At 38.5% G+C, this 12,617-nt stretch carries 10 protein-coding genes; all 10 read left to right on the forward strand.

Features of this window, described 5'->3' with window-relative positions; translation table 11 throughout:
* The first annotated feature begins 29 nt into the window (after window positions 1-29).
* Window positions 30-1,373 carry an N-succinylarginine dihydrolase gene (gene astB / locus C6H66_RS08645; RefSeq protein ID WP_105395364.1) on the forward strand — a complete coding sequence of 448 codons (1,344 nt, stop codon included), beginning with the start codon at window positions 30-32 and terminating at the stop codon, window positions 1,371-1,373.
* A gap of 12 nt (window positions 1,374-1,385) precedes the next feature.
* Window positions 1,386-2,372 (forward strand): succinylglutamate desuccinylase, encoded by a 987-nt coding sequence (gene astE / locus C6H66_RS08650; RefSeq protein ID WP_105395365.1) that lies wholly within the window; start codon window positions 1,386-1,388, stop codon window positions 2,370-2,372.
* A 94-nt stretch (window positions 2,373-2,466) separates the two neighbouring features.
* On the forward strand, window positions 2,467-3,921 hold the full coding sequence (locus C6H66_RS08655; RefSeq protein ID WP_105395366.1) for an amino acid permease: 1,455 nt from the start codon (window positions 2,467-2,469) through the stop codon (window positions 3,919-3,921).
* Window positions 3,922-4,642: 721 nt separating this feature from the next.
* Window positions 4,643-5,527, forward strand: a complete 885-nt coding sequence (locus tag C6H66_RS08660) for an LPD16 domain-containing protein (protein WP_046395973.1) — start codon at window positions 4,643-4,645, stop codon at window positions 5,525-5,527.
* Window positions 5,528-5,539: 12 nt separating this feature from the next.
* Entirely contained in the window at window positions 5,540-6,694 is a 1,155-nt protein-coding gene (locus tag C6H66_RS08665; RefSeq protein WP_105395367.1) for a cysteine desulfurase family protein, read from the forward strand.
* An 11-nt stretch (window positions 6,695-6,705) separates the two neighbouring features.
* Window positions 6,706-7,530, forward strand: coding sequence for a class I SAM-dependent methyltransferase (locus C6H66_RS08670; protein ID WP_046395975.1), 825 nt, complete (start codon window positions 6,706-6,708; stop codon window positions 7,528-7,530).
* Window positions 7,531-8,202: 672 nt separating this feature from the next.
* Window positions 8,203-8,835 (forward strand): hypothetical protein, encoded by a 633-nt coding sequence (locus C6H66_RS08675; RefSeq protein ID WP_065389793.1) that lies wholly within the window; start codon window positions 8,203-8,205, stop codon window positions 8,833-8,835.
* A 621-nt stretch (window positions 8,836-9,456) separates the two neighbouring features.
* The gene (locus tag C6H66_RS08680) at window positions 9,457-10,101 is read left to right on the forward strand and encodes a hypothetical protein (RefSeq protein ID WP_046395977.1); all 645 of its coding nucleotides are present in this window, start codon (window positions 9,457-9,459) and stop codon (window positions 10,099-10,101) included.
* Window positions 10,102-10,609: 508 nt separating this feature from the next.
* Entirely contained in the window at window positions 10,610-11,260 is a 651-nt protein-coding gene (locus tag C6H66_RS08685) for a hypothetical protein (protein WP_036781393.1), read from the forward strand.
* Window positions 11,261-11,872: 612 nt separating this feature from the next.
* Window positions 11,873-12,517 (forward strand): hypothetical protein, encoded by a 645-nt coding sequence (locus C6H66_RS08690; RefSeq protein WP_105395368.1) that lies wholly within the window; start codon window positions 11,873-11,875, stop codon window positions 12,515-12,517.
* Window positions 12,518-12,617: the final 100 nt, after the last annotated feature.

Genomic DNA, 12,617 nt, shown 5'->3' on the forward strand with positions numbered 1-12,617 from the left:
CAATTTATACAATTTTTTCAGAGGGATTTATGGCTGGTTTTGAAGCGAATTTTGATGGGTTGGTCGGCCTGACCCATCATTATGCGGGGCTTTCTGTGGGTAATAAGGCTTCGATTAATAATAAGGATAGCGTATCTAATCCGCGTAAAGCCGCGTTGCAAGGTGTGATGAAAATGAAAGCGCTGGCTGATGCGGGGTTTATTCAGGGAGTGCTTCCGCCGCAACAACGCCCTAATATCCCTGCCTTACGTAATTTAGGTTTTGTCGGCAGTGATGAGCAGATACTTCATAAAGCGGCCAAATATTCTCCGGTGTTATTATCAAAACTGAGTTCTGCTTCATCAATGTGGACGGCAAATGCGGCAACCGTGTCGCCTTCGGCGGATAGTGTTGATCAGCGAGTTCATTTCACGGTGGCAAATTTAAATAACAAATTGCACCGTTCGCTGGAAGTGGAAACGACAGCCGCCGCGTTAAAAGCCACGTTTGCTGACCAAAACTATTTTGTCCACCATCAGGCTCTTCCACAACATGAAGATTTTGGTGATGAAGGGGCGGCAAACCATAATCGCCTTGGCGGTGATTATGATACTCCCGGCGTACAGGTGTTTGTTTATGGCCGTAGTGTGTTTCGCGGCGGCCCGGTGCCCAAACATTATCCGGCGCGGCAAACATTGGAAGCCAGTGAAGCGATTGCCCGACTGCATCAACTTAATCCGGCGCAAACCGTTTTTGTCCAGCAAAACCCGGTCGCCATTGACAGTGGTGTTTTCCACAACGATGTGATTGCGGTCAGCAACCGAAATGTCCTTTTTCATCATCAACATGCTTATCTTCATCAATCTCAGGCACTGGCCGAAATTAAGCAGAAACTGGCGGTGTTGGGACAGGATTTTGTCTCAATTGAGGTGCCGTCTGAGCGAGTAAGCATTAAAGAGGCCGTTAATTCCTATCTTTTTAATAGTCAATTGTTGAGCAAAACTGACGGAAAGATGATGATCGTTGTTCCTGAAGAGTGCCGTCAAAACGCTGTTGTTTGGAGCTATTTACAGTCGCTGATTGCGCAATCCTCTTCACCGATTAATGAAGTTTGTGTTTTTGATCTGCGGGAAAGCATGCGCAATGGCGGCGGACCGGCTTGTTTGCGTCTGAGGGTGGTACTCAATGATGCTGAATTTCGTGCTGTTAATCCTGCAACATTGTTGAATACGCCGCTCTACAATCGCCTGACCGAATGGATAACGCGCCATTATCGTGACGAATTATGTGCCGGTGATTTGGTTGATCCTCAGTTACTTCGTGAAGTTTATACCGCTCTGGATGAGCTAACGCAGATCCTGAATTTAGGGTCGATCTATGAATTTCAGCGCTAAATTGGAGCAGATATGGATCTGTTAACATTATTGCTTGAAAAAAAACTTGCCGACCACCTGACATTTCCAGAAACAATGAGCGCACATTGGTTGTCAGAAGGGGTATTGCAACTGATTCCCCATGAGGGAGAAAATCGGTCTCTGGTGATTTCTGCCGGCATTCACGGTAATGAAACCGCGCCCATTGAAATATTGATTCAGTTACTCGCGCAGTTGGCGGATGGTACGTTAACACTAAAAAATAACTTGTTGATCATCTTCGGTAATTTGCCTGCGATACGGGCGAATCGACGTTATTTACAGCATGATTTGAATCGCATGTTTAGTGGCCGTTATCTGGATTTCCCGCAGGGAGATGAGCGATCGCGTGCGGCTGAACTTGAAGATGTCGTGAGTCGTTTTTTTGCTGAACCTTCGGTGTCGTCGACAAATATTCGCTGGCATATTGATCTGCATACCGCTATCCGTGCTTCTCACCATGAACAATTTGCCTTGTTGCCTGTCAAGAGCCGTCCCTTTTCCGCTGAATTTATGCAATGGTTGCATGACAGCGATATTGATGCACTGGTTTACCATCGTGAGAAAGCCGGGACTTTCAGCCATTTTCTGAGTGAAAAGTTTGGGGCGGATAGTTGTACGATGGAGATGGGTAAAGCAATGCCTTTTGGGGAAAATGATTTAACCAGATTCCAAAAAATTACCGATGCTCTTTATAACTTAATTTCTTTATCACCAATAACTGCACGTATTAAATCTGAGTTGAAACATTATCAGGTAATTGACTCTATTATTAAGAGTGATAATAGTTTTCAGCTTCATATACCCACAGATACCTTGAATTTTACCGAATTGCCAGAAGGATTTGAAATCGCCAGCCAACATGATCGCCATTGGAAAATTAAATTTCCGGCGAAATTTATTTTATTTCCTAATGCTGAGGTAGCTAATGGATTAAGGGCGGGACTGTTACTTGCATTAAATGAAAAAATAATTAAATAAGATATTACTCTAATTTCTTCCTGAAGCCGTGGTAACTTCTTATTTGGGAAGATTTGGCAGTCAACTGCTTCTTTAATGACGGACGGGTATTATCATGATAAAAAACAATAAAACTCAACAAAACCTTTCGGCAGAGAAATTTGCTGATACACAAACGCTTCATAGAGGGCTGAGTGCGCGTCATATTCAATTGATTTCTATTGGTGGTGCTATTGGCACAGGTTTATTTATGGGATCAGGAAAAACCATTGCCGTATCGGGTACATCGATCATTATTACCTATGCGATTGTTGGTTTTTTTGTCTATATGGTAATGCGGGCAATGGGAGAATTACTCCTGACTAAATTGAATTATCGCTCTTTTGCTGATTTCGTTTCCGATTATTTAGGCACCAAAGCCAGTTTTTTTCTCGGCTGGACTTACTGGATGAGTTGGGTTGTCTCTTGTATTGCTGATGTTGTTGTATGCGGCGGCTACATTCAATATTGGTTTCCCGGCGTTTCTCTTTGGGTGCCCGCATTTATAACGCTAGGTTTACTGGGTACTTGTAATCTTCTTTCTGTCCGCTTATTTGGCGAAGCTGAATTCTGGTTCGCCATGATTAAAGTCATTGCGATTTTAGCGCTGATTATTATTGGTGTTGGTATGGTGATGGTAGGTTGGCAATCACCGGATGGTATGATCGCTTCTGTGAATAATTTAACTGATCCATCGGTATTTCTGCCAAATGGTATTTTTGGTTTTTTTGCTGGTTTCCAAATAGCGATTTTTTCTTTTACCGGTGTTGAGCTAGTTGGCACGATGACGGCAGAAACCAAAGATCCGGAAAAGATATTACCGAAAGCCATTAATAATATCCCGATAAGAATTATTATTTTCTATATTTTCTCTATGTTAAGCATCATTGCTGTCACTTCTTGGGGGCGAATTTCAGCGGAAGTTAGCCCTTTTGTGACGCTATTTGCCTTGGCTGGTCTGCCTGCCGCTGCCGCAGTGGTTAATTTTGTTGTGTTAACGTCGGCAATGTCCTCTGCTAATAGTGGATTATATGCCTGTACACGTATGCTTTATGGCTTATCAACAGAAAAGAATGCCCACCGGAAATTTAAAATTCTTTCCCGTAATACCGCAATTCCTGTACATAGCCTGATGTTTTCTTGTTTCTGTATGGTGATTGGTACGTCGCTTTTATTTATCATACCGAATGTCATGCAGTTGTTTACTATTGTATCCACCGTTGCTTCGATTATGGTGATTTATAGCTGGTGTGTGATTTTGATTGCCTATTTGGTTTATCGTAAGAATTGCCCTGATGTGCATAAACGTTCAATATTTAAGATGCCTTTGGGGATGTTAATGACTTGGATAACCCTGACCTTTTTCATCTTTACCATAGTAGTAATGGTTTTTGACCCGGATACACTGGTTGCACTTTGTGTCACGCCTTTATGGTTTATTTTGTTAAGTATTTTATGGCGCGTAAAAAAGAGAAATGAGGCACAGGAAGAACAACGTTATCAGATATCAAAAGAGAGTTTTCGTTCATAGACAGGAATGAAGAAATAATGAATTGAAACAGATAGAAAAATGGCTTCAATGGTGATCTCATATTAGCCGAAACGGATCATTTGATTGTACGATATTCAACGGATATCAAACAATTACCTCAGGTGATAATCAAATCGTTTGCGAGCAGGGGCTTGCCTTTGCAGATATTTTAGTCAAAGTTGCGTTATTTCTTTTGACCTATTTCCAATTGAGAATTTGTTCAGTCCATTAATTTTCACCTGCTAAGTGTTTAGTCCCTTCAATGCCAAATAGGCTTCCATGCTACCTGTATTATTAGTCGAATCTAGCATTGGATATTCATGACCTCGGTGCTTTTATTAAATTTTAAATTAAATTTATTGATGATTTATTTTGTTTTTCGTCAAATTTTTTAATTCATTTTGAATCGTTGACCGTTTTAGTTAATGCCTTTGGTCTCTCAGAGGCAAGGATATACAACATTAATCTTGGCTATTAGTGTATATTAAATAGTACAGGGTATAGATTTAATAATTAATATTATTAATTGTTGTATGGTAGATTATATGTAAATATATTATCTATTATCAGTCGATAATTGATAATTGTTGTGTGGGAGGATGTTCATAGTGAGTGAAATTCAGCAATCCACCAGGAAAGTTGAAATGGGTTATACGGTTTCCATAACTATAATACAGCCTTTAAATTTCTAATAAAATCAATAATATAAATATAGGCACATATGCAGCAAATTAATATCTCAAACAGCCACCGTTTGGTTCAATCCGAGGCTGAGCTACTCGACCTTATTCTCGCCGAAGTAACTAATACTCCACATCCAGATCTCGTCATTATGGCAGGGCATTTCATGCTCTTCCTTGACGAAGAACGGGGATGCCTTGTACCGGGGGTTATTGAAGAAAATAGTTCGCCCATGCGAGAAAAAATTGAACGACGCGTAGGAATCTTTCCAGGATATACTTGGGAACTTGGTGTTCGAATCGCAGAGCAGCTTGATCCCCAATTCGAAGCGATTAAATTTCTGTTGCTTATCAACGATTGGCAATATGTTTCGCGCGATAATGGGCCTGCATCCGAATTAAGACGTGCTTTCTACGAGCAATTCTCCGCGCTTCCGGCCTCATACCAATCTGTCTTAGAGCGCAGCGGGCGATTCTCTGAACAAAACATACTTGCAAGCCGCAAGCACCCTATTGCCTACCCGGAGACTTGGCTGAAATATCGGTTCCAGAAAAGCGCCGATAAGTTGGTCAAAGCGGGGCTTTTAAATCGTCGGGTTCTCGACAATGGTCCTGATGCCGGAACCGAAATTTCTCTTGTGGATGAAAACGGCGACTATCGGCCTCTCATTACCTGTGGTGTTACCGGATGTGCGGGAGAGATCACGGAGATGATCTCTGAGGTCTACAACGCGCAACATCGTCTTCTGGTGATTTTTGCCCCCGGCGAATGTTTCCAACCGGTCAAAACAGGGGTAAGTACCGCGCTCTCTCTGTATGGGCTTTCGGGCATGAAGGTGATTGTTGCAGATCCCGGTGGAAGCGGAGAGATGCAGCAGCAAGAGATCTACTCGAAGCTTGTTAACGTTGCCGTCTTCACTTCCTGATAGGGAGTCGCTATGAATGTCAATGAAAACCCGACTGGCACAATCTATCTGGATCATTGCGCCACGACACCATGTTTTCCAGAGGTTGTCGACATCATGCGATTCTATATGGAGCATGAATTCGGCAATGCTTCTTCCGCTCATGTGATGGGGCGTCGTGCCAGGCATGCGATTGAGAACGCCACCCAACAAGTTGCGTCTCTCATCGGCGCCCGCCCGGAAGAGATCGTCTTCACATCGGGCGCTACAGAAGCCAACAACATCGCTCTTTTTTCGAGTTTTGCCCACAACGAATGCGCTCCTGCGGGAGCGCTGCTTTGCCCCATCGACCACAAATCTGTGTTGCTCGTCGGTAAAGAGTTGGCTCGTCGGGGGCTTGATGTCGAGTATCTGCCGGTTGCCGCCAATGGTCGGGTAAAACCGGAAGATGTCATGACTAGACTGACCGCCGACACCCGTATCGTCAGCGTTACTCATGTGAATTCTGAGCTAGGCACCGTTCAGCCGGTGGATGAAATCGCTGCAATCACGCGTCGGTTAGGCACTTGGCTGCATGTGGATGCTGTCCAGTCTGTCGGTAAAATTCCTATGAATGTCAAGGAAACGGGAATTGATATGCTTTCATTTTCCGCCCACAAAATGCGGGGGCCGAAAGGAGTCGGGGCACTTTTTGTCGATGCACGTATTGCCGCACGTTTGAGGACCTTTATCTATGGCGGCGGTCAGAATCATTTGCGTAGCGGCACTTTGCCAACGCCGTTGATTGTAGGGTTTGGCCTTGCGTGCCAGATGGTTCAGTCGACCCTCATGCAACGCCAGGCAAAAGTCACCGCATTGAGAGACTATTTCATCACTCGTCTGCATCAAAGAGTGCCGAACGCAGTGTTGAATACCGATCTCTCTTGCAGTTCCCCATATGTCGTGAACGTTCAGTTCAAAGGTATTGCTTCGGAGGCGTTAATATCCGGGTTGCATCAGGTGGCTATATCGTCAGGTTCAGCCTGCAACTCCTCGGAACTACAACCTTCGCACGTGCTCACAGGCATCGGCTTAAGCTCGGCTCAGGCCAATGCGTCGGTTCGGTTCTGTTTTGATTCGGATCTCGATAATGCGATACTGGATACCGCAATTGAACACCTTGTCTTCCGATTAAATTCTATTTGCTAGGAGCATTATCTATGACTATGCAAACTTCCTCCTCAAGCCCTGGCACTGGTTTTTACGAACGGGCTTTCGGTAGTTTCTCTGCGGAAGCGGTATCTGAGGTACGCAAAGAGACCTATGGCGAAGATCTGGGGCAGAACAACTGGTCTTCTGCTGATGAGTTTAGAAAGTTCTCCCAATGGCTTCAATTATCTGACCGCTCTCATGTGCTGGATGTATGCAGTGGGTCTGGAGGGCCGGCTCTGTTTCTGGCAAGGAGCAACGGTTGTAGGGTGACGGGGGTTGACATTAATCCTCACGGTCTCCTTACCGCCCGGCAACTTGCGGTAGATTTCGGACTGGAGGATAGAAGCAACTTCGTCGACAGTGATGTTCGTCAGCCTTTGCCATTTCCTGACGGCACCTTTGACGCGCTATGGTGCATCGACTCGGTAATTCATATTCCGGATCGGTTGGCCTTGCTGAGTGAGTGGTGTCGGCTACTGAAGCCTGGCGGACGGTTTTTGTATACTGATCCTACCTTGGTAACGGGCATGCTCAGTAAAGAAGAGATAGTGATACGTGGCATGCCAGGTTATTTCCTTTATAGCCCAGTCGGATTGAACGAGCGCCTGATCAACGAGGCGGGCCTTTGCCTTGAAATGCAAGTGGACCTGACACAAAGCGTTGTTGAACTCAGCGAACGCTGGAGTGCCGGGCGTGAGAAGCGCAAGGAGCAGTTTATCGCAATAGAGGGTGAAGAGACGTTCGAACGTATGCAGAACTTCTTGTCCACCACTCGGTTAGTCTCAATCGAACGCAGGTTGTCGCGCGTGGCTTTCGTTGGTTATCGTCCGTGATTGCTCTCTGTTGATTAGGTCTCTTACCTCTTTTATCTTCATTATTGCCGGGCTGGATGCCCGGTTTAATCGTTCTGGTTAGACAACATATCATGCTTACTTCTTCCTTGATTTCTTTAAATGAAAAACTAATATGAGTTATTATTTAAATAGCAGGAAATATTTTCGTTGAGAGATATATTATAAAGAGAGATAAATAATTATTTTTCTTTATTATCAATGGACTTTTATAAGTTTTTACGATGTCATTACAATAATGAGAAATTATTCTTTAGATTATTATGGTATAAAAATATAATGATTATTTGATTGTATATATAATATTGTAAGAATTCTCGGGTTGTTAATTATATAGGTGATTGAAATTATTTTATTTTTACTTTTTGTCATTTTATTTTTATGTTTAAATCAAACTTTTATTGATTATATAGAGGTTTGTCTTTTTTGATTTAATAACCTATTTTTATTTAAGTTGGGAAATAACAAGATAAACGCATTAAACAAAATGGTTTATATTGTAATATTATTTTGTTGTTAAGTTCTTATTCATAGCATGATGGTGTATTAAGTTATTGTTCCTGTTAAAGACTGTATGGGTATGTTAATGATAATAATGAGGGTTATTCTTATTTCATTGGATACCGAAATCATAATTAAAGCAAGGAAAAAAGTATGAATTTAAATAAAAAGGCTTTTCTTATTTCCCCTTTTTTATTCGCTATTAGTTACGCTAGTCAGGCATGTAATGTTGATCCACAGATAGAAAGGATAATAACCCAAAATGGGTTAGCTAATACTAAAGTGATGTCCATGTATAGAAGTTGCACACTTACCGTCACGGCAGACACACCGAATAAAGTCACATTAACAAACAGTAAAGCGGCAAAGCGTGATAATGTAGCAGAAAAAGCGATGTACTGGTATCGAGGAATGGGGATAAATGAATATATAGCATTTGATCAGAATAAGTATAAAAATGTCCCTTGTGTTACACAAGCAAGTTTCTGTGGCATTGCGCCTGAATATACTTATTCACAGAGTTATCTGACAAATAGAAATCCGGGTGTTGTTATTGAGTTTAGTACGATAGAACCCAGTTGGTTATATAACGATTTTACAGTTAAACATCAGTGCCAATATAAAGCTGAGGGTGGAGGAACATATGGGCTGGGTGTAACAGGAACATCGGCAAGTTGCGATGCTGAATATAAGAGAATTGGAATAGGAAATATATTTAATGGATGGTTATCAGGAAAACCAGCCAAAATAGACGTTATAATCTCTTATGTATTGTTAGCAAAATAGATTTTAGCCTTAAATGATTTATGTTGAAATATATTGCACCGAGTGTTTATAACTTCGGTGCTTTTTATTGGCGATGTTTTTTATGTAAAAATATACTTTACAGGCAAGATATTATCATGTAGTAAAAGAAAATTATAATTAGTAGATATTCTACAATAAGTATGAATAAAGATTTTATCTTTTTGAATTATTTTGATGACTATAATTGCAATTAGATAATGTTATTTATATTGATTTTGAATGGTAAATAGGTGTTTTTTTATTTACATGATATTGTAATAAATAAAAAAGTATCTATTTTAAATGTTATTGAAATTATCTTTTTTTGTGTTTTTCCTGTTTTTTATTTAATTATTATAGGGCTTGTTTTTTTTTGATTTCATAATCTACCTTTATTTAATAAGGCTAATAACAAGAGAAACTGATTAAATGATATGATTTATATTGCAAAGTTATTTTGTTGTTGGTTTCTTATTTGTGGTGGAATTTTATTTATAGTGGAATTGTACGTTAGGTCATTATGTGTCGGTAAAGATGATGACTGGATTTATTAATAACGGCTATGAAATATATCTTCGTTCTTTTGGGTATCAATACCATCGATAAAGTAAGGAGAGAAGTATGAGTTTTAATAAAAAAACCTTTCTGATTGCCACTTTATTAGTTGTGAGTCACTTTAGTATGGCATGTAATACTGATCCAATGGTGGAAAATATAATAAACAGCTATGGTCTACAAGAGACTAAAGTGATGTCTATGTATAAAAATTGCGAATTTGAGGTGGTGAATAGTGGCAATAGAGTGATATTAACTAATAATAAATCCGAAAATAGAAATGAACGTGCAGAAATAGCGATGTATTGGTATAGGGGAATGGGAATAGAAGAATTTAAGTTATTTGATAGTAATAAATTTAAGAGTATTCCTTGTGTTAACGTGCCAAATCGCTTTTGCGGCATTTCCCCTGAATATATTTACTCCAAGAGCTATCCAATTAGAGAAGATAAAAAATTTGTTATAGAATTTAAGACGATAGAGCCTGGTTGGCTATATAATGAATTTACAACTAAGCATGACTGCGAAATTGATGTTGAGTCAAGAGGAAGATCATATGGGCTTGGTGAAATAAATGCCTCGAAAAAAGATGAATCAAATTGTAAGCCTAAAGGTTATAAGATAGGAGATGAGTTCAATAAGTGGCTATCAGAAAAACCAGCTAAAATAGAGGCGATAATTGCTTATGTACAATTAACCATACCAGACTAATCCTTAATATCTGTTATATAATCGTGTCATTATCAGCTTTAAACTCTCTTTTTAGCGCCAAATGTCTTATCGCTTTGGTGCTTTTTGGGTTAAATTTCATCCTCCTTGCGGGAGGATATAACTGATAGTACTCGATAGAATGTTAAAGGAATAAGTGTAAATTGCAGCAAGAATTCTATTAAGTCACAAAGAAATTTTTTATTGAGAAATGTTTTTCAAAATACGTATTTTCATATAACTATTGGTTTTTTTCTTATATACCGTTACTATATCTTTTTGTATATATTATAATGACATATTTTTTAATTTAATTATATTGGAATTTGTTTTTGTTTTTTATAGCTAAATAATCTATCTTATTTCAGGCAGATAATAACAATGAAGATTAATGCAGCAGGTTAATTTATTGTATGTTGTCTGTAATAGTGTTTTTTAGTCAATATATAACAATGAAATCTATTTTAATCTAATTAGGTACCAAAACTATAAATAAAGCAAGGAGAGAAATATGAGTTTGAATAAAAAAGTTTTCCTTATTTCCCCACTTTTATTAGCTATTAGCAGTTTTAGTATGGCTTGTATGAAAGATCCGGAGAACATCAGAAATCAGGTAAAAGATGCAATAACTGCAAATGGATTGGCAAAAACCAAAGTAATGTCTTTATACACAAATTGTGTTCTTAGAGTTAAAGACAACACACCAAATAAACTTACGCTAAAGAGTAGTAAAACCTCAAATAGTGATAATGAGGCAGAAAAATCGATGTACTGGTATCGAGGAATGGAGATAAAGGAATATCAAACATTTGATAAAAATAGGAACGAGAAAATTTCTTGCGTTCAAGAAAACAGTTTCTGTGGAATTGCGCCTCAATTCACTTACTCACAAAGTTATCTAACGAATAAAAAACCAGGTGTTGTTATTGAATTTAAGACGGAAAAGGCTGGTTGGTTATATAATGACTTTACAACTAAAAATGGATGTAAGACTAAAGCTGAAGGTGGAGGAACATACGGGCTTGGTGTAACAGGAACATCGGCAAGTTGTAATTCTGCATATAAGCAACGCGGAATAGGAAATATATTTAATGGGTGGTTATCAAAGAATAAAGTACAAGCCCAGGTCGCGTATGTATTATTACAGAAAAAGAAAAAATAGGCTTCTCTGTGCTGAAACTATGCAATTATCAATCTTGAATATACACAGATAACTATAAAGGTGAGGTGCCGCATGTATGCGGCACGATTAAATTGTTTTTTGTATTTAATTGTGTTCAGTTAGATAGCAGAAAAACTTTCATTGAAAAATATTTTACAATAGTGATAAATAATTATTTGATTTTTATGTATTTTATAATCGAGCATAATTGCAATCTTGTGAAAGTTATTTAGATTGTTATGATATAAAAAACCAGTGGTTATGATGTTATATATATAACATGTGAATGTTGATAAATTATTCATTTTATATATTGTTGAAATTTTTCTATATTTATTTTTATGTGTTTAAGTAAGATATTTTTCTAATTTAATGATTCTGTGATTTGTGTTTTTTGATTTAATAATCTATTCTTACTTAAGAAAGGAAATAATAACTAATTGAATTAAGTGATTTATATTGTAATTCCCTATTGTTGTTGATTTCTTATTTGTGTCTGAATTGTGATTTAAATTATTATTTATATCGTAAATTATATATTAGTTTGATGATAACGAAATTAATTTTTGTTCCATTTAGTGTTGAAACTATAAATCAAGTAAGGAAAGAAATATGAATTTGAATAAAAAGATTTTCTTTATTGCACCATTTTTATTAACTATTAGCAGTTTCAGCATGGCCTGTATGCAAGATCCGGAGAACATTAGAAATCAGGTGAAAAATGCAATAACTGCAAATGGATTGGCAAAGACTAAGGTCATGTCTTTATATGAAAATTGTGTTCTTCGAGTTTCAGTCAACACACCGAATAAACTTACACTAACGAGTAATAAAACTGTAAATAGTGATAATGAGATAGAAGAATCGATGTACTGGTATCGAGGAATGCAGATAAATGAATATCAAGGATTTGATAGGAATAGTAATGAAAAAATTTCTTGTGTTCAAGAAAACGCTTTCTGTGGAATTGCGCCTAAATTCACTTACTCTCAAAGTTATCTAACCAATAATAACCCAGGTGTTGTTATTGAATTCAAAACGAAAAGAGCCGGTTGGTTATATGGTGATTTTACAACTGCACATAATTGCCGCCCTAAAGCGGAAGCTGGAACATCATCGTATGGGTTAGGTAGAAAAGGGACATCGGAAAGCTGTGATGCCGAATATAAGCAGCGTGGAATAGGAAATATATTTAACGAGTGGTTATCAACGAATAAAATACAAGCTCAAGTTGCGTATGTATTGTTAAGAAAATAGGATTTAACATCTATTATATTATCATGTCATTATCAATCTTAAATTTGTGCGGATAACTATAAAGGTAAGGTGCCGCATATCTGCGGCACGATTAAATTTC

Origin of the sequence: Photorhabdus hindustanensis (assembly GCF_002968995.1) — a bacterium.
Taxonomy (GTDB): Bacteria; Pseudomonadota; Gammaproteobacteria; order Enterobacterales; family Enterobacteriaceae; genus Photorhabdus; species Photorhabdus akhurstii.

What these genes read in the sequence shown, in the direction of transcription:
- astB (WP_105395364.1), top strand. Translation starts at nt 30, where the DNA reads ATGGCTGGTTTTGAAGCGAATTTTGATGGGTTGGTCGGCCTGACCCAT.
- astE (WP_105395365.1), top strand. Translation starts at nt 1,386, where the DNA reads ATGGATCTGTTAACATTATTGCTTGAAAAAAAACTTGCCGACCACCTG.
- C6H66_RS08655 (WP_105395366.1), top strand. Translation starts at nt 2,467, where the DNA reads ATGATAAAAAACAATAAAACTCAACAAAACCTTTCGGCAGAGAAATTT.
- C6H66_RS08660 (WP_046395973.1), top strand. Translation starts at nt 4,643, where the DNA reads ATGCAGCAAATTAATATCTCAAACAGCCACCGTTTGGTTCAATCCGAG.
- C6H66_RS08665 (WP_105395367.1), top strand. Translation starts at nt 5,540, where the DNA reads ATGAATGTCAATGAAAACCCGACTGGCACAATCTATCTGGATCATTGC.
- C6H66_RS08670 (WP_046395975.1), top strand. Translation starts at nt 6,706, where the DNA reads ATGACTATGCAAACTTCCTCCTCAAGCCCTGGCACTGGTTTTTACGAA.
- C6H66_RS08675 (WP_065389793.1), top strand. Translation starts at nt 8,203, where the DNA reads ATGAATTTAAATAAAAAGGCTTTTCTTATTTCCCCTTTTTTATTCGCT.
- C6H66_RS08680 (WP_046395977.1), top strand. Translation starts at nt 9,457, where the DNA reads ATGAGTTTTAATAAAAAAACCTTTCTGATTGCCACTTTATTAGTTGTG.
- C6H66_RS08685 (WP_036781393.1), top strand. Translation starts at nt 10,610, where the DNA reads ATGAGTTTGAATAAAAAAGTTTTCCTTATTTCCCCACTTTTATTAGCT.
- C6H66_RS08690 (WP_105395368.1), top strand. Translation starts at nt 11,873, where the DNA reads ATGAATTTGAATAAAAAGATTTTCTTTATTGCACCATTTTTATTAACT.